Origin of the sequence: Blastomonas sp., from assembly GCF_030373265.1 — a bacterium.
Taxonomy (GTDB): Bacteria; Pseudomonadota; Alphaproteobacteria; order Sphingomonadales; family Sphingomonadaceae; genus Blastomonas.
In genome coordinates, this window is the sequence record NZ_JAUCZC010000002.1 from 130,810 (window position 1) to 151,693 (window position 20,884).

At 64.4% G+C, this 20,884-nt stretch carries 18 protein-coding genes; 8 read left to right on the plus strand and 10 right to left on the minus strand.

Annotation, left to right across the window (positions count from 1 at the left end):
* Positions 1–53 precede the first annotated feature (53 nt).
* From QUV11_RS01755 to QUV11_RS01765, 3 genes are all read left to right on the plus strand, one after another.
* The gene (locus QUV11_RS01755; RefSeq protein ID WP_300880316.1) at positions 54–1,325 is read left to right on the plus strand and encodes a glutamate-5-semialdehyde dehydrogenase; all 1,272 of its coding nucleotides are present in this window, start codon (positions 54–56) and stop codon (positions 1,323–1,325) included.
* A gap of 51 nt (positions 1,326–1,376) precedes the next feature.
* Positions 1,377–2,861, plus strand: coding sequence for a sodium/proline symporter PutP (putP, locus tag QUV11_RS01760; protein WP_300880216.1), 1,485 nt, complete (start codon positions 1,377–1,379; stop codon positions 2,859–2,861).
* A gap of 154 nt (positions 2,862–3,015) precedes the next feature.
* Entirely contained in the window at positions 3,016–3,954 is a 939-nt protein-coding gene (locus QUV11_RS01765; protein WP_300880217.1) for a helix-turn-helix domain-containing protein, read from the plus strand.
* Between the two features lie 3 nt (positions 3,955–3,957).
* Here QUV11_RS01765 and QUV11_RS01770 read toward each other — a convergent pair whose 3' ends face one another.
* The 10 genes from QUV11_RS01770 to QUV11_RS01815 all read right to left on the minus strand — a co-directional run bounded on the left by QUV11_RS01770 (position 3,958) and on the right by QUV11_RS01815 (position 13,526).
* A complete protein-coding gene (locus QUV11_RS01770) occupies positions 3,958–4,371 on the minus strand; it encodes a nuclear transport factor 2 family protein (RefSeq protein WP_300880218.1) in 414 nt (137 codons plus the stop codon).
* Entirely contained in the window at positions 4,368–6,071 is a 1,704-nt protein-coding gene (locus QUV11_RS01775) for a class I adenylate-forming enzyme family protein (RefSeq protein WP_300880220.1), read from the minus strand. Before QUV11_RS01775 ends, QUV11_RS01770 begins: the two co-directional genes overlap by 4 nt.
* A gap of 13 nt (positions 6,072–6,084) precedes the next feature.
* On the minus strand, positions 6,085–6,885 hold the full coding sequence (locus tag QUV11_RS01780; protein ID WP_300880223.1) for a DUF1295 domain-containing protein: 801 nt from the start codon (positions 6,883–6,885) through the stop codon (positions 6,085–6,087).
* Positions 6,886–6,905: 20 nt separating this feature from the next.
* Complete coding sequence (locus QUV11_RS01785) at positions 6,906–7,670, minus strand: SDR family oxidoreductase (protein WP_300880225.1); 765 nt, start codon at positions 7,668–7,670, stop codon at positions 6,906–6,908.
* Complete coding sequence (locus tag QUV11_RS01790) at positions 7,670–8,200, minus strand: nuclear transport factor 2 family protein (RefSeq protein WP_300880228.1); 531 nt, start codon at positions 8,198–8,200, stop codon at positions 7,670–7,672. Before QUV11_RS01790 ends, QUV11_RS01785 begins: the two co-directional genes overlap by 1 nt.
* Entirely contained in the window at positions 8,197–9,999 is a 1,803-nt protein-coding gene (locus QUV11_RS01795; protein ID WP_300880230.1) for an AMP-binding protein, read from the minus strand. The genes QUV11_RS01790 and QUV11_RS01795 overlap by 4 nt, the downstream gene beginning before the upstream one ends.
* Before the next feature lie 14 nt (positions 10,000–10,013).
* Complete coding sequence (locus QUV11_RS01800) at positions 10,014–10,442, minus strand: nuclear transport factor 2 family protein (RefSeq protein ID WP_300880232.1); 429 nt, start codon at positions 10,440–10,442, stop codon at positions 10,014–10,016.
* An 80-nt stretch (positions 10,443–10,522) separates the two neighbouring features.
* Positions 10,523–11,743: an acetyl-CoA acetyltransferase gene (locus QUV11_RS01805; protein WP_300880234.1), complete on the minus strand. Its 1,221-nt coding sequence runs from the start codon at positions 11,741–11,743 to the stop codon at positions 10,523–10,525.
* On the minus strand, positions 11,740–13,101 hold the full coding sequence (locus QUV11_RS01810) for an MFS transporter (protein ID WP_300880236.1): 1,362 nt from the start codon (positions 13,099–13,101) through the stop codon (positions 11,740–11,742). The genes QUV11_RS01805 and QUV11_RS01810 overlap by 4 nt, the downstream gene beginning before the upstream one ends.
* Before the next feature lie 17 nt (positions 13,102–13,118).
* Positions 13,119–13,526: a nuclear transport factor 2 family protein gene (locus tag QUV11_RS01815; protein WP_300880239.1), complete on the minus strand. Its 408-nt coding sequence runs from the start codon at positions 13,524–13,526 to the stop codon at positions 13,119–13,121.
* A gap of 168 nt (positions 13,527–13,694) precedes the next feature.
* On the opposite strand from QUV11_RS01815, the gene QUV11_RS01820 reads away from it, so the two are divergent.
* The 5 genes from QUV11_RS01820 (at position 13,695) to QUV11_RS01840 (ending at position 20,613) form a co-directional block, all read left to right on the plus strand.
* Positions 13,695–15,947 (plus strand): TonB-dependent receptor, encoded by a 2,253-nt coding sequence (locus QUV11_RS01820; RefSeq protein WP_300880241.1) that lies wholly within the window; start codon positions 13,695–13,697, stop codon positions 15,945–15,947.
* A 67-nt stretch (positions 15,948–16,014) separates the two neighbouring features.
* Positions 16,015–17,502 carry a carotenoid oxygenase family protein gene (locus QUV11_RS01825; protein ID WP_300880243.1) on the plus strand — a complete coding sequence of 496 codons (1,488 nt, stop codon included), beginning with the start codon at positions 16,015–16,017 and terminating at the stop codon, positions 17,500–17,502.
* Positions 17,499–18,560 (plus strand): hypothetical protein, encoded by a 1,062-nt coding sequence (locus tag QUV11_RS01830; RefSeq protein ID WP_300880245.1) that lies wholly within the window; start codon positions 17,499–17,501, stop codon positions 18,558–18,560. Before QUV11_RS01825 ends, QUV11_RS01830 begins: the two co-directional genes overlap by 4 nt.
* Positions 18,557–19,708: a beta-ketoacyl synthase N-terminal-like domain-containing protein gene (locus QUV11_RS01835; RefSeq protein WP_300880247.1), complete on the plus strand. Its 1,152-nt coding sequence runs from the start codon at positions 18,557–18,559 to the stop codon at positions 19,706–19,708. Before QUV11_RS01830 ends, QUV11_RS01835 begins: the two co-directional genes overlap by 4 nt.
* Entirely contained in the window at positions 19,705–20,613 is a 909-nt protein-coding gene (locus tag QUV11_RS01840) for a nitronate monooxygenase family protein (RefSeq protein ID WP_300880249.1), read from the plus strand. Before QUV11_RS01835 ends, QUV11_RS01840 begins: the two co-directional genes overlap by 4 nt.
* The last annotated feature ends 271 nt before the right edge of the window (positions 20,614–20,884 follow it).

Genomic DNA, 20,884 nt, shown 5'->3' on the forward strand with positions numbered 1-20,884 from the left:
AGCCCCCCTTATCCTATTGGCCCGCGTGGCCGGAAAGACGAACCATGACCCTGATGCAACCGATCGAGAAAACCTCGGGCGATGTCGGCGCCCATATCGCTGCGCTCTGCGCATCGGCCAAGGCCGCCACCCGCCAGCTTGCCACCGCCGATACCGCGACCAAGAACACGGCGCTGCGCGCGGCTGCCCGGGCACTGCGCGCCGCCAGCCCCGAACTGATCGCGGCGAATGAAGCGGATATCGCGAGCCTGGGAGACAGCAAGCCGGCCTCGTTCATCGACCGGCTGCGGCTGGACGAGGGCCGGGTCGCCGCGCTGGCCGACGCGCTTGACGCGATCGCCGATCTGCCCGACCCGGTAGGGCGCGAGCTTGCGCATTTCGATCGCCCCAACGGCCTGGATATCCGCCGGGTCGCGGTGCCGATCGGCGTGATCGCGATGATCTATGAATCGCGCCCCAATGTCGGCGCGGATGCCAGCGCTCTGTGCATCAAGTCGGGCAATGCCATCATCCTGCGCGGCGGATCCGAAAGCATCCGTTCGACCGCGGCGATCGTCGGGTGCATGCAGGCGGGACTGGTCGAGGCCGGCCTGTCTCCCGATTGCGTGCAGACCGTCGGCACCACCGACCGCTCGGCGGTGACAGAACTGCTGCACGCGGTCGATCATGTCGATCTCGTCATTCCAAGGGGCGGACGCGGGCTTGTCGAGCTGGTCCGGCGCGAGGCGCGCGTACCGACGCTGCTGCATCTTGACGGCAACTGCCACAGCTATGTCCATGCCGATGCGGATATCGATCAGGCGGTGCGGATCATCCGCAACGCCAAATTGCGGCGGACCGGCGTATGCGGCGCGACCGAAAGCATCGTCATCGACCGTGCGATCGCCGCCCAGGTGCTGCCTGCGTTGGCCGACGCCCTCCCCGACTGCGAACTGCGCGGCGATTCCGACGCGATCGCCATCGAGCCAAGGCTGTCGTCCGCCAGCACTGAGGACTGGAACACCGAATATCTCGATGCCATCGCTTCGGTAAAGCTGGTCGACGGGCTCGATGCCGCCATCGACTTTATCGCCGAACATTCCTCGGGGCACACCGATGCCATTCTCACGCGCAATGCCGATGCGGCCCGCACGTTCCTGGTGGCGATCGACAGCGCGGTGGTGATGCACAATGCCTCGACCCAGTTTTCGGACGGCGGAGAGTTCGGCATGGGCGCAGAGATCGGCATTGCGACCGGAAAAATGCATGCGCGCGGCCCCGTCGGTCTCGAACAGCTTACCAGCTTCAAATATCTCGTCCATGGTGACGGCCAGATTCGCGACTGACCCCGTCGCTCCTGCCCCTGACCGCAACCCCACGCCGAACGGAATACTGCCATGAACTCGGAAACCGCCGTTTCGCTGGGCGCCTATTTTGTGCTGATGATCGGCATCGGCCTGTATGCCTGGCGCAAATCGACCAGCAACGTGTCCGAGTTCATGCTGGGCGGGCGCAACCTGCCGCCCGCGGTCGCGGCGCTCTCGGCCGGCGCGTCGGACATGAGCGGCTGGATGCTGATGGGGCTTCCGGGCGCGGTCTTTCTCGGCGGCTTCAGCGCGGTGTGGATCGCGGTCGGGCTGACCATCGGCGCGTGGGCCAACTATCGCCTCGTCGCGCCGCGGCTGCGCGCCTATACCGAAATAGCCGACGATGCGGTGACCATTCCCGATTATCTCGAAAAGCGCTTCGATGATCGCAGCCGCAACATCAGGGTCATCGCCTCGCTGGTGATCGTGATATTCTTTACGCTGTACACTTCAGCCGGCCTCGTCGCCGGGGGCAAGTTGTTCGAAGCCTCGTTCGGCTATGATTACCGCTTCGGGCTGGTGCTGACCGCCTCGGTGGTGGTGCTTTACACCCTGTTCGGCGGCTTTCTGGCTGTGAGCCTGACCGATTTCGTCCAGGGCTGCATCATGTTCATCGCCCTGGTGCTGGTGCCGATCGTGGCGATTGCCGCGGTGGGCGGCTGGTCGGACACCCAGGCCGCAGCGACCGCCATCCATCCGGATTATTTCGACTGGTTCGCAGGGATCGGTACGCTGGGAATCATCTCGAGCCTCGCTTGGGGGCTGGGCTATTTCGGCCAGCCGCACATCATCGTGCGGTTCATGGCGGTGCGCTCGGTCAAGGACATGCCCGCGACCCGCCGGATCGGCATGTCTTGGATGATCGTCACGGTCATCGGTGCGGTGCTGTGCGGCATCGGCGGGCTTGCCTATGTGGCGCAGAACAACATCGCCTTGGCGGATCCAGAGACGATCTTCATCGTCCTGTCGCAGACGCTGTTCCACCCGTACATCACCGGCTTCCTGCTGGCGGCGATTCTGGCGGCGATCATGAGCACGATCTCTTCGCAGCTGCTGGTGTCGTCGAGTTCGCTGACCGAGGATTTCTACAAGACGTTCTACCGCCAGTCCGCCAGCCAGACCGAGCTGGTGATGGTCGGCAGGGCAGCTACGCTGGTGGTGGCGATCGTCGCGATCTTCCTGGCGCTCGACCGGTCGAGCAGCATCCTTTCGCTGGTCGGCAATGCCTGGGCAGGCTTCGGCGCGGCGTTCGGCCCGGTCATCCTGCTCAGCCTGCACTGGCGGCGCATGACCCGCCAGGGTGCGCTGGCCGGGATCGTCGGCGGCGCTGCAACGGTGCTGATCTGGCTCTACGCACCGTTCACCATCGGCGGTCAGGCCCCGAGCGATGTGATCTATGAGATCGTCCCCGGCTTCCTCGTCAGCCTGATCGCGGCAGTCGCGGTCAGCCATTTCGGCAAGGCTGCACCGACCACGCTGGAAAAGAACTTCACCGCGATGCTCGCCGAACAATAACCGGGACGTCCTAGGGCGCGGGGCCTAAGGGGGTGCGGGGCACAGGTGAGACCCGCTCTGGGCCGCCCGCCAGACGGCCGTTGGTCGCGACGGGCTGGTTGCATTAATAGACTTTGTCGTTACCAAGTTTCTAGATGCCTCTGGATGCTTATCTGTGAACTTGCCGACCGACGACAAGCAGCCCCACCGGCTGCCATCAAACTCGGCCAGGCGATCGCTCGACGTTCTGGGGGATCGCTGGACGCTGATGATCCTGTTTCTGGCTTTCGACCGTGTCCGCCGCTTCGACGTGTTCCAGACCCGCACCAAGATGGCGCGCAGCCTGCTGGCCAACCGGCTGGCGCGCCTCGTCGATGTCGGCGTTTTTTGCCGCGTCGAGTACCAAAAGCGGCCGGTGCGCCATGAATACCGCCTCACCCCGATGGGCCTAGACCTGTTCGGCGCGTCGCTGATGATCATTCGATGGGAAAAACTGTGGTTCCCCGATCCCGAGGCCCCGATCCACTGGTTGGAACACGCATGCGGCAACGTGTTCCTTCCCGAACTGCGCTGCAGCGCGTGCGATCGCGAGGTGGTCGCCCGCGACGTCGTTGCCGAGGATGGCCCCGGTGCCGGGTTCGATCCGCCGCAAATGCCGCGCGTCCAGCGTCGCTCGCGCGTGGCGCGGATCGATCCCGATCCGCACGAGAAGATGCTGGAGCGCGCGCTCGAGGTGATCGGCGATCGCTGGATCACTCATACCATCGCATCAGCCTTTACCGGTGTGCGGCGCTTCGGCGCCTTCCAGAGCGAGCTGGGGGTCGCCCCCAATATCCTGTCGGAGCGTCTGGCGCGGCTGATCGATCTGGGCATATTCGAGCGGCAGCGCTATCAGGAAAAGCCCGAGCGGTTCGAATACCGGCTGACCCCGGTGGGACGCGACCTGTTCCCTCTGATTGTCGAGCTGATCCGTTGGGGCGACCGTTGGCTGGCAACGGACAAGGGGCCGCCGCAGATCCTGACGCATCGACCGTGCGGTCAGCCGCTGGTGCCGCGGATCACCTGCGACCATTGCCACGAAGTGGTCACGGTGACCTCGACCAGGATCGGCTGAGGATCAGGCGACCAGTGCACGCACGTGATCGGGCGCGGGCTTGCCTTCGCGCAGCTTTTCCATCCGCCGCGTATCGAGATAATCGCGCCATGCTGCGATGCAGTCGCCGTCAAATTCGATCACCGCGGCATAGGGCATTTCAACCGTGACGCCGCTGTGCATGCGGTAGCCGTCGACGCCCTCGACGAACAACAGCCCGGGGGCCTCGGCGTGACGCAGGATCCGCCACTGCGTTTCGGCCATGTCTGTGCGCAGTTGCGCCAGAAACGAGCGTACGGCAGGCTTTCCCGATATCGGGCCGAACGCCCCGGCGGCGACATGCCAGCGGACATCGTCGGTCATCAGGTCCAGCACGCCGTCGATCTCTCCGGCATTCCACCACTGGACCAGCTGCTCGAATATGGCGATCCGGCTCATCCGAGCATCTCCAGCACCTGCTCGCGCAGCTCACGGCGCGAGACCTTGTTCATCGCATTGCGCGGCAGCGCGTCCATCGTGACCATCTGTTGCGGCAGCTTGAACCGCGCGAGACCCAGATTCTCCAGCCATTGGGTGAGCGCAGACAGTTCGACCGCTTCCCCGTCGACCGGCACCACAACCGCACACATCCGTTCGCCCAGCCGGTCATCGGGCACGCCGACCACGGCCGCTTCACGGATCGCCGGATGGCCGGCCAGCATATCGTCGATTTCGGCAGGCGAGATGTTCACGCCGCCCCGCACGATGATCTCCTTGCACCGTCCCACGAAACGATAGAAGCGCGGCACCGGACCGTCACCGGCGATCTCGAACAGGTCACCGGTGCGATAGAAGCCCTGCGCATCGAACGCATTGGCGGTCGTTTCGGGGTTCTCCCAATAGCCGCCGAACGTCGCCGCACCCTGAAAGCGCAGCTCGCCGGGCTTGCCGGGTTCGGTGATGTCCTGCTCGGTTTCCAGATCAACCAGGCGCGTCTGGATCATGGTGCTCGCCAGACTGTCGGGCCACTCGATCCCTTCGACACCCATGCGCGGAAAATAGCGGGCGCGCTCGGTATGGTCGGGCATCGAGCGGGCGTCGCTGAACAGCGACGCGCCTTCGTTGGACCCATAGATGTTGCACAGTTCGATCCCGTAATCCTCGGCAAAGCCCTTGATCGTGAACGGGGATAGCGGCGCCGAGCCCGACCCGATCGCGCGCAGGGAGGAAAGATCCATGCTGTCGAGCAATCCCGGCGCCTTGAGCAGCGCGGTGAGGATCGCAGGCGCGGCGATGGTGTAGTTCACGCGCTCCTCGACGATCTGGCGCAGGAACAGCTCGAGGTCGAACGGGTGGTGGAGCACCAATGTGCCGCGGTGCATCAGCCACGGTGTCACCAGCCCGAAGGATCCGATGTTCACCAGCGGAAACGGGTTGAGCAGCACTTCGCCTTCGCGAATGTCGGCGGCTTCGGCGACCATCTGGCCGTTGACGATCCACTGGCTGTGATCGCGCGGGACACCCTTTGGCCGGGCTTCGGTGCCGGAGGTCCAGAAGATCGTGAAGACTTCGCCCGGCCCGCTCGGCTGCGCGGTGTGATAGGCTGCGGCGCGGCTCGGATCGGCGGCCGCGATGGCGGCATCGAAGTCGACGGCCCCATCGGGCACGTTGCCGCCGATGATCAACACCTGGCAGTCGCGACCCTGGGCCACATCCAGCGCCATCGCCGCATGATCGAACCCGGCAAACTGCGCCAGCGTGACGATCGCGCGCGGGCGGACGGTGTCGACCACGTACGAAAGCTCGTGCTTGCGATAGGGCGTCACCACCGGCGAAATCATCAGCCCGATGCGCGATGCCGCCAGCGCCAGGATCACCGTGTCGGCGACATTGGGCAACTGGTAGGTGAGAACATCGTCCTTCTTCAGCCCGCAGTCGAGCAACGCGGCGCCAACGCGATCGACATCGTCGCCCAGCGCCGACCAGCTCAAGCGACGAGGCGGCGTGCCGTCGAGATCGGCGCGATTGGCAGGGTCAACCAGCGCGGTGCGGTCACCCACCTCGCGCCGGTTGCGCTGGAGCCAATCGTCTAGCGTCAGCTCGCCCCACCAGCCCTTGGCAGTATAATCGTCGATACGGTCTTGCGGCGTCAGTTGCATGCTGGCTCTCCGTTCAGCGGGCGCGCTTGGGTGGCCAAGGCACGAAGCTCGACGTGCGCGCGATGTACTCGGCATAGCCGGGCTTGGTCTTGCGCATGCGGAACTCAAGCGTCGGTGCGCCCGACCATTTCATCAGCGTCCAGGTCAGCAACAGCGGCCCTGGCAGCGCCAGCCATCCCAGCTGCGTCTCCGCGCCGATCATGAAGAGGCCCCACCATACGCAGGCATCGCCGAAGTAATTGGGGTGCCGGGTGTAGCGCCACAACCCGGTGGACAGGACCTGGCCCTGATTGGCGGGGTTCTTGCGGAAGCGCGTCAGCTGGTAATCGCCGATGCTTTCGAACAGGATCCCGAAGACCGCCAGGCCCGCACCGATATAGGCCAATGTCCCCAATTCCACCGGGTCGGCCTGGATCTGGCCCAGCATCACCGGCAGTGCAACGATGAACTGCAGCGGCGCCTGGGTGGCGAACACCAGCCAGAACGAGGCCTTGCCATAGGACCAGCCGCGCTTTTCGAGCGCCTTTTCCATCATCCGCACATAGCGCCGATCGGGTCCGTGGTCGCGCCAGCGCCAGAACAGATAGCCGCCCAGCCGGAGCGCCCACAGCGCACTGAGCGACAGCAGCAGCACCCGTCGGTCGGTGCCTCCGCCGACCTGGACAAAAGTCGCCAGCGCAAGCAGCGCCATGCCCAGCGCCCACCACGCATCGACCATCGTGACATCGCGGATCGATGCGCAAATCGCCCAGAGCAATGTGAAAGCGATCACCACGGTTACCGCGTCGATCGCCAGAATCTGCAACACGTCCATCTACCTCTCCCCTCGCCGGATCATCGCCCGGTCGAAATTGTTTCCATGTCGAGCATCCGCGCCAGCGCGCGTTCCTGCGCCTTGGGGTCGCGCGCCATAGCGGCGCGGACTTCCATCGCCATCCGGTCGGTATCGATCTCGTCGGCACCGCGCTTGATCGCAGACAGGCCGATGCGCGCGATGTCTTCTGGCCGCTCCTTGGCGCCATCCACATGCGCCGCCATCCGCGTGTCGACCGAGCCGACGATCAGCGCGGTCACCGAGGTACCCTGCTTGGCAAGCTCGGCGCGGATCGAGGTGCTGGCAGCACGCGCGGCGAACTTGGATGGGCTGTATCCGCCCATTGCCGGAACAGCGACGACACCGCCCGACGACAGCACATTGACGATCGCGCCGCCGCCATTGGCTTTCAGGATCGGCGCAAACGCGCGGCACATGCCGAGCAGGCCGAAGAAATTGACCTCCATTTCCGCGCGGGCCGCGTCCATGGTTTCGGCACCGATCAACCGCTGGTTGAGGAATGCGCCCGCGTTGTTGACCACCACCGACACATCCTGCGCCACTGCGGCCGCCGCTGCGATCTGCGCCGGGTCGGCGACGTCCAGCGCGAGCACGACGACGCGGTCGCCGCCCTCTTCGGCCAGATGGCGCGCATTGTCGGGATCGCGCGTGCCGACATAGACCTTGGCGGCGCCGGCGGCGAGAAAGGCGCGAACGAAGGCTTCGCCGATGCCGCGATTCCCGCCGGTGACCAGCGCGACCGACCCTGCAATCTCGGTCGCCATCAGCCGGCAGCCCGCGCGGCATAGACCAGATCGTCGGGCTTCTTTGCGCCCATCACCAGTTCGGTGCCCGCCGGGAACATCGTGCCGCGGCCCCAGGTTTCGGCCAGCGGCATTTCGTGGTTCCATTCCCAGACAAGCTGGCGGTGCGCGATCTTCCATGCGCCGTCGCGGCGCTCGAACCGGTCGATCGCGCGGGCCAGCGTCAGCGTGTCGAACTTCTCACCGTCCTTCTTCATCCGCGCAAAGGCGAGGATGTAATGTTCGGCATGCGCGACATCGCCATCGAGCTCGATCACGAGGTTGGTGGCGAGATGGTTCATGATGCCTGCCTTGGGCAGCATCTTGGCCATCAGCGCGACATAATCGCTGGCCGGGCCGTTATACACCCCGCCATGGTCCTCGATCGCATCGGGATGATAGGCCGCCGCGATCAGGTCGGCGTCGGCGCGGTCTGCCCCGCGGAGATACAGGTTGATGACATCGGTGATCGCCTGCTTGTCGATCAGGGCTTGTATGGCGGCTTCGGTCACGTGTTCTCTCCAAGGTCGATGATTTCGGAATCGGGCGTTTCGGCATACAGGCGCGCGATCTCGTCAGCGCGGCGATCAATCACCACCCGCCGATTGATCGTGCCCTTGTCCGACACTTCGTGTGCATTCGCGCTTGGCGGTTCGCTCAGCAGCAGCGCGCGGCGAATGCGCGACGATCCTCCCTGCTGGCCGGCATTGAAGGCCGCCAGCGCATCGGCGACCTGCGCCCGCGTTGCGCCCTTGGCAGGCCAGGCGAGCAGACCCAGATAGGGTCGGTCGGCGTCGCACAGCACAACATCCTGCACCAGCGGCGACAGCGCCTTGATCAGCTGATCGCGCAACGCGCCGCCATAGACCCACGCGCCACTGGATAGCTTGAACTCCTCGGCAAGCCTGCCGGCAAATGCCAGCCCGGCCTCAGGCCGATCGGGATCGTTGAACACCGCCATGTCGCCGGTTCTGTAGAAGCCTTCCTCGTCAAAGGCTTCGGCGGTCTTTTCGGGTTCGTCGAGATAGCCCCGAGTGACCATGCGGCCCTTGACGCGGACCTCATAGCGGTCGCCCTGCGGCACCAGCTTGACCGTTGCGCCCGGGGCGGGAAGCCCGATCCCGACGCGCTCGGTCTCGAAATAGATCGCCATGAACGCCGACACCGTCTCGGTCGCGCCATAGCCCGATGTCAGCATGATGCGATGCCCGGTTTCGGCGATCGCGGCTGCCTGAAGCCGGTCGTACACCGGCTGGCTGAGCCCGGCGCCGCCATAGAGCATCACGCGCAGCTTGGAGAAGAAGCGCTTGCGCAGGACGGGATCGCTCTCCAGCGCCTCGACCAGCATGCCATAGCCCATCGGCACGTTGTTATAGAAGCCGACCGCGACCTCGCGCATGTTGCGGATGGACTCGTCGAACAGGCCGGGCACCGGCTTGCCGTCGTCGATATACAGCGTGCCACCTTCGGTCAGGGTGGTGCGCAGCACCGAAGCCCCCGCGGCGTGATGCCACGGCAGCCAGTCGAGCATGGCATCCTGCCAGCCCGCCGCCTCGCCGACCATCTGGCGGCACTGGATCGAATTGGTGCCCAGATTGTCGAAGGTGATTTCCACCAGCTTGGGCATTCCGGTCGACCCGGAGGTCAGCATGAACGCTGCGATATCGTCGGAACCGATAGCGTTGATGGCGGCCTGCACCGCCTGGGTTGCGGGGGTGCCGTACAATGTCTCGAGCGAGGTCGCATCAGCCTCGACCGCCGATGGATCATCGGTCACGATGCGCGCGTCGCCCAGATCCAGCGCGGCCAGCGCTGGCGCCATGCGCGCGGCCTTGCCGGCGACCACGACGCCCGGGCGGGTCTTGGCGATCACATGGGCCAGGCGACCGTAATCCCCCCCCAGCGACGCGTAAGCGCTGCTCACCGGCACCACCGGCAGCCCTGCGGCCCAGCCGGCAAAGCTCATCACCACGAACGCGAGGCTGTTGTCCGCGATCAACAAAAGCGGCCGCGCGGCAGGCGCATGATCGATCAGCCACTGGGTGGCGGAATCGACCTGCGCCTTCAGCTCGGCATAGCTGACCGTGCGCCAGCCCTCGCGCCCTGCTTCGCGCCACGCCAGCGCAGCCTTATCGCCCTTTTCGGTCGCCATCCGCGCAAAGGCGGCGGGCAGATTAGGATCGAAATCGGCCAGCGGGATATTGGTCGCAAGTATGATGCTGCCGTCGTCACGCCGATCGACCGAAAGATCGACGTCCATCAGCTTGGCTTCGCGATAGGGCGGCGGCGCTGCGGGGTTTTCAGTTGGCAAAACGCTAGCCATCGTCAAACCGTCGGGCGATCGAGCATGGCATCGACATGCGGGCTGACACCCTTCCCCGCGAGCTGGTCTTCCTGCAGCCGGCCATCGAAATATTCGCGCCAGTGGCGGATCACGCCGTCTTCATATTCGAGGATACCGCAATAGGGGATGGCGACGCGGATGCCGTCGGTGGAGTCGAATTCGTCGACGCCCTCCATCCATACGGTGTCGCCGGCCTGCGCGAAATCGAACAGGCGCCAGCGATTGTTGGTGATCCGGCCCTTCATCGATTCCAGCGCCGCGCGCATCGCTTCGCGGCCCATGATCGGCGCGCGGATGCCCCCCGAATTGTTCCAGATGACATCCTCGTGCAGACAGGCGAGCACGCCCTCGACATCGCTGCGATGCCAGCTTTCGATCACGCGCTTGAGCGTTGCGATATGGTCCGTCATGATATTGTTCTCTCCTAGTGCCGGAACGCTGCACACAACGACAGTTGCGGCGCTTCCGATCATCATTCTTCTGCGATTGATCATCCGCGCTCGACGATCAGACTGACCGTCGTGGTGGTGGATCCGCCGATGTTGAGCGTCTGCAGCGCGCGGGCGCCTTCGACCTGATAATCGCCTGCGGTCCCGGTGACCTGTTTGTGGGCGTCGAGCGCCATGCGGATGCCGGTGGCGCCCACCGGATGCCCGCAGCCAATGAGCCCGCCTGATGGATTGACCGGAGTTGCTCCACCGCGCTCGATCGCACCCGATTCGATGGCCTTCCACGCCTCGCCCGGTGCGGTGAGGCCAAGATGGTCGATCGCCATATATTCGGTGGTGGTGAAACAGTCATGGACCTCGAAGGCATCGATGGCGTCGAGCGCGAGGCCTGCGCGCGCCCGCGCCTGATCGACGGTGTGCTTCACCTGCGGGAACACGTGGCTCTCGGCAGCCGAATCGGCGATCTTGGTGGCGTAGGAAATCGGCGCGGAGCGGTGCCCCCAGCCGGTGATGCGCGACAGCTGGTCGACCGCGATCCCGCGCTTGGCAGCATATTCCGCAGCGCGTTTGGGCGATGCCAGGAAGATGACACTCGCGCCGTCGGTCACCTGCCCGCAATCCGTCTTGCGGATGCGGCCCTCGACAACCGGATTGGCCTGATCGTCGGCGGTGAAGCTTTCGGGGCCGAACTGCCAGCCACGCGTCTGGGCGTTGGGATTGCTGCGCGCATTGGCGAAGTTGATTTCGGCGATCCGCCACAGATGGCGCGGATCGATGCCATAACGGCGATCATATTCGTCGGTCAGGTTCGAGAAGGCGCGCGGCCAGACATAGGTCGCATCGCCCAGCTCGTGCCCCGCCCAGGCGGCAGCGCCCAGATGCTGCGCGGCGGTGAGCCCCGGCACGTTGCGCATCAGTTCGAGCCCCAGCACGCACGCCAGATCGTACCGGCCCGATTCGAGATCGGCCATCGCCGCCATGATCGCCACCGACCCCGAGGCGCAGGCCGCTTCGTGCCGCGAGGTGGGAACGCCGTTGAGCGCGGGGTCGACCTGAGCGAACAAGCCACCCATCAACCCCTGGCCGGCAAACAGCTCGCCGACGAAATTGCCGACATGCCCGACTTCGATTTCATCCGCATCGAGCTGGGTTGCCGCGAGGCCGGAGTGCAGCGTGCGCCCGAAGGCGGCGGCCATGTCTTCGTCGCCGCGCGCCCAGTTCTCGGAGAAATCGCTCTGCCAGCCGCCGAGGATGTAAGTCATTGCACAGTTCCTTGCGTTTTGGTGGTGGTGCTCGCCGCAAGCGCCAGCGCCGCACGATTGAACGGCTTGATCGCCGAGAGAACGAGCAAGCCTGCGAGCGGCCCGAAAATGCCTGCTGCGACCGCGATCGCCGCGCCCAGCGCATCGGGATCATCGAACACATATTCCGTGATCAGCGCAACGCTGACCGGACCGATCGACAGCCCGACGACGCCGAGCGTGAAGAAATACAGCGCCGCCACCTGGCCCCGCAGCGTCCCTGGCGCGGCCTCGCACAGCGCGGCGACCGCTATCCCGCCCGAAGCGGTAAATAACACCATGCCGGGCGCCAATATTGCAAGCGCGATCCATCCCGATGGGGCCAGACACGCCGCGATCATGAACGGGGTTACCAGCAGGATCGACCAGCCGGTGACCTTCAGGGCAGCCGCCTGCACTCCGCGCAGCGCCAGATGCGACGCCAGCCATCCCGCCGCGGAGAGCCCGAAACCGCCGAACACTAGGACGACGAAGCCGTAGCGCAGGCCAACTTCGGCAGCGCCCCAGCCGAAGCTGCGCATGAAATAGGCCGGCATCCACGAAAGAACGCCGTAAATCAGCACGCAATACAGCGCCATGCCGCCCAGATGCCGCATGTGAAATGCCGGATGACGCCTGACATGCGCAATCATCCCGCCACCGACCTCGCCCTTGATCGGGATTTCACGGCGCACCGGTTCGGTGACCAGCATCAACAGCAGCACCACGACAAGCCCGGCGAGCCCGACGATGATGAAGGTCGCCTGCCAGGGCGCAACCGCGCCGATGAACGGCAAGGTCACTTCAGGGCTCGAATCGATCAGTCCGATCACCGTCCCCCCGACCATCAGGGCCAAGCCGGCACCTACCGAACTCGCCGTCGAATACACGCTGATCGGGAACGCGCGCTTCTCCGGAGGAAAATTGTCGCCGATCATCGAGATCGCCGACGGCGACAGACAGGCCTCGCCCGCGCCCACTGCCATCCGGGCGAAGAACAAATGCCAGAAACTGCTTGCCAGCCCGCATGCCGCAGTGGCGAGACACCACACCGTCACACCCGCCCCGATCACCCGCTTGCGCGATACGCGATCAACCAGCCAGCCGATCGGCAATGCCATCACCGTGAAAAACAATCCGAAGGCCAGCCCCTGCAGCAAGGCGATCTCGGTATCGCTGAGCCCAAGATCCGCCTTGATCGGATCGACCATCAGGCTGAGGATCGTGCGATCGATGAACGAAAACACATACCCCAAAGTCAGCACAGCCACCGCGAACCAGCTGCGGCCTGAACTCGGCCAGTCGGCCTGCGGTGTGGCGGGGAGCGGGACGGTGGCCATGACCTAACGCACCATCCTCAACGTGTTCCCGAATCAAAATCCTGCGCAATACCCATCTCGCTGAGCAGATGGTGGCGGTCGTAATATTCGCGCCAGACCTTGATCTTGTCGCCCTCGAATTCAAGCGCGCCGCACACCGGCGTGGCGCCCGGCTTGCCATTGCACACGAAGGTATCGAGACGCTCCATATAAAGCGTTCCGTTGATCACACCGATGTTGTTCAGTTTCAGGTCGATGCTTTCGGCCAGCGCCCCGAGTCCGGAAATGCGTTTGTGGATCGCATCGCGCCCCTCGATCGGATCGATCATCATCGAATGCAGCACCGAATCTTCGGTGAGCATGGATGCTGCCAGATCCCAATCCATTGCGTTCCAGGCGTCGATCATCGCGCGCCCAACCGCAATCTTCGTCTCGTCCGAAGCCATCACATCTCTCTCCTTGGTCTGTTTATGCAAGCAAGTTGCGTTCTTCGATCGGGTCTGTCAACAAGTAAGTCTTGACATGCAAGCGACCTGCCCCGATCATACTTGCATAACGCGACTTAAAGCGTGCTACGGCAAAATGCCGGGTGAACTGGAGAGGGAAAAACTATAATGGCTAACGGATTGCGAACGACGTTGACTCGGGCACTGTTGACGACAACCGGCCTTGCGCTGGCAACACTGGCGGCGCCCGCCATTGCGCAGGATGCCGAAGTTTCCGGTGAAACGGCCACCGCACAGGCCAGCGGCCCGCAGATCGTGGACATCGTCGTGACCGCTCGCAAACGCGAAGAAAGCCTGCAGGATGTGCCCATCGCCATCACGGCCTATGACGGGGCCGCTATTCGCGATGCCCAGATCGTCGATCTCTCCGAATTTGCCGGGCGCACGCCCAGCTTCACCTTCCAGCAGCAAAGCTCGCTCGAGCAGGAAGCGTTTATCCGCGGTGTCGGCACATTGCGCCTCAACAGCGCGACCGCCGATCCGTCGATCGGCCTGTTTCTGAACGAAGTGTATGTCGGCCGCCGCGGTTCTGCCTCGCCGCCGATCTTCGACCTTGAGCGTGTCGAAGTGCTTCGCGGCCCGCAAGGCACCATTTTCGGCAAGAACGTCGTGGGTGGCGCAATCAGCCTCGTCACCGCGAAACCCAGCTTCACCACGGGCGGCGGCGTCTCGCTGTCGCTAGGCAATTACGACAGCATATTGACCGAAGCCCATGTCACCGGCGGGCTGAGCGATACCGTCGCGGCGCGCGTGTCGTTCATGACCAACCGGCACGACGGCTATAGCCGCAATGTCGTCAACGGCCAGGAACTCGACGATCTCGATAGCTATGCCGGCCGCATCTCGCTGCTCGCCCAGCCGAGCAGCGATCTGACGCTCAGCCTGATCGCCGATTACAGCAACGACAGTGGCGGTGGCCAGGCGCGGCATGCGGTCGATGATCCGACCCGGCCGGGCGTAGGCCCGATCACCACGGGCCAGATTTCGAAGGATCCGCGGACAACCGAGACGCCATTCCAGCAGTTCAATCGGCGCAAGACCTACGGCATCACCGCGCGAGCCGACTACGAGACGAGCTTCGCCAGCATCACCTATCTCGCAGCGCTGCGCGGCGGCGATTCGGGGCAACGTTACAGCCAGGCAGGCGCGGGCTCTCCGCCTTCCTTCACCGACTCGGTGCTCACCCAGCAAGAAGAGTATCAGGGCATCACGCAGGAATTGCGTATCGCCTCGAACAGCACGGGGCCGCTTCGCTGGTTGACCGGACTGTATTACCTTCGCGAAGAAACCGATCGCAGTTCGCGCAACACCGCCAACAGCTTCCTGGCCGGTGGCCCGGGCGGCACGCGCGACAGCCTGGACGGCGACAACATCTTCGAACAGCTTGGCATCGTGCAGAACTATGCTGCCTTCGGCGAAGTCTCCTATGAGATCACGCCGCAGCTGACGTTGTCGGCAGGTGCCCGCTACACGATCGACGACAAGCAGATGGAAGCCTCTGCGCGGATTCTCAGCTTCGGGCCGGCAGGCGATATCCTGTCGCCCGCGCCGCTCAGGTCGCCATATTCGATCGATGTCGAACGCAAATGGCGCAAGCTGACGCCTCGCTTTGCGCTCGAATTCCGCGCCACGCCCGATGTGCTGCTGTATGCATCGGCGGCACGCGGATTCAAGGGCGGCGGCTGGCAATCGGCAACCCCCGACGAGGCGACCGCCTTGCTGGCGTTCAACCCCGAAACCGCCTGGAACTACGAAGCCGGCGTGAAGAGTGACTTCTTCGACCGTCGGGTCCGCCTGAACCTGTCCGTCTTCCAGATGGACTTCAAGGATCTCCAGGTCGAACAGCTGGACGACGTGCTGCTGACGACGGTCGTCGCCAATGCCGCCAATGCCAAGATCCGCGGTGTCGAAGGCGAATTGACGTTGGCCGTCACCGAAGGACTGACGCTTTCCGGTTCCGGCTCGATCCTTGACGCAAAGTATCTGGAATACATCGACGTGGGCCGCGGGCTCGACTTTACCGGAAACAAACTGCCGCGAACGTCCGATTACCAGTTCTCGATCGCGGCCGATCATGTCTTGCCGGTGGGAGAAGATCTCGCGATCAAGTCGCATGTGGACTATGTTTATCAGGACTCGTTCTTCTACGGTCCCGACAACACCAATGTGGAACCGGGTTATGGCCTGCTCAACGCCCGCATCGGCATCGGTGCCGAGGACGGCAGCTGGACGGTATCGCTCTGGGGCAAGAATCTTACCAACCGCCTCTACCGTGTCAGCGTGATCCCGTTCCTCGGCGACGAAGCGTCGCTGTACGGGACCCCGCGCACTTATGGCGTGCGCCTCGCGAGCCGGTTCTGACGTTGGCGCCGAGAACCCCCGCTGTCGGCGCGTGCCGACAGCGGGGCCCCACAAGCAAGGGAAGTATATGAAGCTGTTTCGCCATCCGCCGGTTGTCACCAGTCTGGGACCGACCAATCACCCCTATCTGACGGGTCCCTGGACTCCGCTGCACGAAGAAGTCGATGCAGAAGATCTGGAGGTGATCGAGGGCACGGTGCCGTCTGACATCGCCGGCATCTATGTGCGGAATACCGAAAACCAAGTGCATCAACCCTTGGGCAGCCACCACCCCTTCGATGGCGATGCGATGGTGCACCGGATCGAATTTTCCAACGGCAAAGTGCGGTATGGCAACCGCTTCGTGCGCACCCGCTGCTTTGCAGCAGAGCAGGAAGCCGGCGCCTCGCTCTGGGGTGGGCTGGCCGACCCGGTCCAGACCGCCAAGCGCCCCGGGTTCGGCGCCCACGGCGCGCTCAAGGACAGCGCATCGACCGATGTGGTTGTGCACGCGGGCAAGATACTCGCGACCTTTTATCAGTGCGGCGAGGCGTATCAGGTCGATCCCGACACGCTCGACGGGCTCGGCGTCGCCCCCTGGGTACCGATCGACGGGGTGTCTGCGCACTGCAAGGTCGACGAGTCGACCGGCGAACTGATGTTCTTCAATTACTCCAAGCACGCGCCCTACATGCATTACGGCGTGGTCGGCGCCGATGGGCGGCTCAAATCCTACGTCCCGGTCGAACTGCCCGGCCCGCGGCTGCCGCACGACATGGCATTCAGCGAGAATTACTCGATCCTCAACGACATGCCCGTGTTCTGGGACGAGAAACTGCTCGAGCGCAACATCCATGCGGTGCGGTTCCGCAAGGATCTGCCGTCGCGTTTTGCCATTATCCCCCGCCACGGCACCGCCGAGGACATTCGCTGGTTCGAAGCAGCGCCCTGCTACGCGTTGCACTTCGTCAACGCCTTTGAGGATGGCGACGAACTGATCGTCGATGGCTATTTCCAGGAAGACCCGACGCCGCCACCGCTGAGCGAAGGCGCGGTCGAAGGCTATGAACATCTGATGGCCTATCTCGACATGCACAGCTTCCGCAGCCGCCTGCACCGCTGGCGCTTCAACCTGAAGACCGGCGAGACGCGCGAAGAGCGGCTGTGCGATCGCATTGTCGAGTTCGGCATGATCAACACGCGCCTTGCCGGCAAACCTTATCGCTACGTCTATTCGGTGGGGGCCAAGCCCGGCTGGTTCCTGTTCAACAGCTTCGTCAAACACGATCTGGAGACCGGTGAATCGACCGAGCTGACGCTCGGCGAAGGCTGCTTTGCCAGCGAGGCGCCGTTCGCACCGCGGATCGGATCGACCGAAGAGGACGACGGCTATCTGGTCAGCTTCGTCATCGACGAAAACAGCGGAACGTCCGAGTGCATCCTGATCGACGCCAAGAATTTCGCCGCGGGACCGGTCTGCCGCATCGCGCTGCCGCACAAGATCAGCAGCGGCACCCATTCGGTATGGGCTGATCGCAGCATCATCGACGCCGGCAAGGCCGCCAGCCAAGCATGACCTTCCGCGTAGTGCAATGGGCGACGGGATCGATGGGCCGCACCGCCTTGCGCCGGACGATCGATCATCCCGATCTCGAGCTTGTCGGCTGCTATGTCTATTCGGACAAAAAGGCGGGTCAGGATGCCGGGGCGATTGCCGGGCGCGAAAGCACCGGGGTTATCGCAACCAACGATATCGAGGCCATCCTGGCACTGGATGCCGATGTCGTGCTGCACATGCCGCGTATCAGCCTGCCCTATTCGGCGCTTAACCGAGATGTCGAACGCTTGCTGGCCGCGGGCAAGAACGTCATCTCGCTGGCCGGCTTCCACGCGCCATGGGCGCAGGATGCGGCGTATTGCGAACCGCTGCGCGCCGCATGTGCCGAGGGGCATGCCACGCTTGCCGGCCTTGGGGTCAATCCCGGGGTGATCGTCGAGCGGATCGCGCTCGCCGCCTCCGGGCTTTGCTCGCACATCGACCGGATTGCGGTGCACGAAACTGTCGACGCATCGTCCATGGCGTCGAAGGGGTTTGTGTTCGGGCTGATGGGCTTTGGCAGCGATCCAATCGCCAATGACATCACCAAGGGGCCGCTCGCCGAGCTGTATACGCAGCTGTTTTCCGAGGTGCTCCATCTGGCAGCGCAGGGACTCGGCGCGAACATCTTGGCGATCGAGCCCGCGCACACACTGACACCTGCGCCGCGCACGATCGAGACCGCCGCAGGCACCATTGCCGAAGGCACGGTGGCCGCGACGCATTGGCGCTGGATCGCGACGCTCGACACCGGGCCGACGATCGATCTGACGATCCTGTGGACCGCGGATCCGGCTTTGCACCCCGAGCTGGGCGCAGCCCACTGGACCATCGCCATCGAAGGACGGCCCAATGTCACGCTGACCCTGTCGATTGACGAAGCCGATCCTGCGATGCCGCGCGCGCGGGCACTGACCGACGCCACCGTCGCGGTGGCGATCGCCGCCATTCCGCATGTCGTGCGGGCGCCGCAGGGCTTTTTCGCCTATCCCCACCCTCCCGCATGGCGAGCCAGATTAACGGAGCCTTCCGCATGAACGTTTTCATCCAGGATGCGCTGCGCACGCCGCGCGGCAAGGCCCGGCCCGATGGCGGGCTGGCGGCTCACACCCCGCATGGGCTGATTGCAGCGTTGGTCGATGCGCTCAAGGCGCGCGGCGCGCAGACCGATGATGCCGAGGCGCTGATCCTTGGCTGTGTCGGCCAGGTCGGTGCCCAGGGCGGAAACATCGCCGAAGTTGCCAAGCTGGCCGCGGGGCTACCTGATGCCGTTGCCGCGCAGACCATCAACTCCTATTGCGCATCGGGACTCATGGCGATCGGCCAGGCCGCTGCGCTGATCGAGGCCGGAGTCGCCAAGAACGCGCTCGCCGGCGGTGTCGAGATGATGTCGCAGGTGCCTTTCATGGCGGACAGAGCAAGCTATTACACCGACACCGCGTTCGAGCCACCCGCCCGCTATATCCCGGTTGCACTGGCCGCCGACCGGCTTGCCGGACGTGAGGCCATCGATCGGGCCGCGCTGGACGCAGCCGCGTTCCGCTCGCAAACCGCAAGCGCTGCAGCTGAGGATTCGCCCGCGCTGATACGGTCGCGCATAGCGGTGGGCGAGCTGTCGCAAGACGAATGCATCCGTGCCGGCATGACCGAGGCCAAGCTCGCCGCGATGCCGCCCGCTTTCGCCGAAATGCATGCCGGCTATCGTGAGGCGATGGGCGGGGAGACTGTCGAACCGCGGCTGACCGTGGCCCATGCGCCACCGATGTGCGACGGCGCCGGATTGGCGCTGGTGTCGGCAGACAGCGCAGGCGCACGCGCGCGGGTCGTCGCCTATGCCCAGGCCGGAGGCTCGGTCGAGGACTCGCTGCTCGCCGGCTTCACGGCAATGGACCGCGCGCTCGCTGATGCGGGCCTGAGCCTATCCGACATTGATGTGGTCGAGTTCATGGAGGCATTCGCCGTGGTGATCGCCAAATTCCTGCGCGACCGGGATGTCGATCCTGCGCGGGTCAACATAGGCGGCGGTCATCTTGCCAAAGGGCATCCGATGGGTGCGACCGGCGCGATCCTGCTCTCCAGCCTGCTCGATGCACTGGATGCGCGTGACGGCCGGTTCGGGATGGTGGTTGTGACCGGGGCATCGGGAATAGGGGCGGCCATGATCGTCGAACGGCTGGCCGCATGAAGATCACCCGCGATCTGCGACTGCCGGTACTGGTTGCGCCGATGTTCCTGGTGTCCGGTGTCGAGATGGTGGTGGCGGCCGCACACGCCGGCATACTCGGCGCCTTCCCTACCCCCAATTGCCGCACGCCAGCCGAACTCGATGACTGGATGAATCAGATCAACGCCCGGGTCGAGGGTCGACCATGGGCGGTCAATCTGATCACCCATTCGACCAATGCGCGGCTGGGTGACGATCTGGCGATCCTCGAGAAATATCAACCGGCCATGGTCATCACGGCGCTGGGCAGCCCGGCCCCGGTCGTTGCCCGGGTCCATGCCTATGGCGGCATGGTCATGGCCGACGTGCCTGATCCTGCACTCGCCAAAAAGGCTCTTGCAGCAGGCGCGGACGGGCTCGCCTGCCTTGCAACGGGTGCAGGTGGCCATACCGGACACTTGTCTCCATTTGCCTTCATTTCGGCAGTCCGCGCATTTCACCGCGGCCCCCTGTCGATCGGGGGAGGCATCAGCGACGGTGAGGGCGTGGCGGCAGCTATCGCCGCAGGCGCCGATATCGCGTGTATGGGAACGCGGTTCTTAGGCGCCAGTGAGAGCCTGGCATCGGACGAATACAAGCAGGCCGTCGTTGCCGCGTCCATCGGCGATATTGTCGCCAGCGACCGGGTCACCGGGACGACGGCGCTCTGGCTGCGCGAAAGCCTTGCCGCAGCCGGCTATCTTGATCCGGACACTGCCGACGCCGCACGCGATTATGGATCGGCAAACGACGCGCATCGCCGGTGGCGCGACATCTGGTCGGCAGGCCAAGCTGTCGGCTCTGTCCGTGCGATCGAGCCGGTTGCAGAAATCGTCGATCAGTTGGACACGGCATTTCGTAAAGCTGCAGCAAGACTGCAGAGCTGATCTCCATCCCGGCCGGAAGGGGCGTTGCCTATGGCCGGGCTGCAATGCGGCGCGGCGCGCACCGGGATGGGTTATGCCAGACCTTTGGCGCTGCGGCCCCTGCCCGGCTTTCCCCGCCATCATGATGGCCATTTCGACAGCAACGTTCGGCTGCAGGTCCATCCGATGACCGGTGTGCAACGGCACATTACTGGGACGTCTGGGAACACATCTCGTCAAAAGCGCTAACAACAGCTGCTTGAGCGACGCTTTCGGACCTCCTGATAGAGGC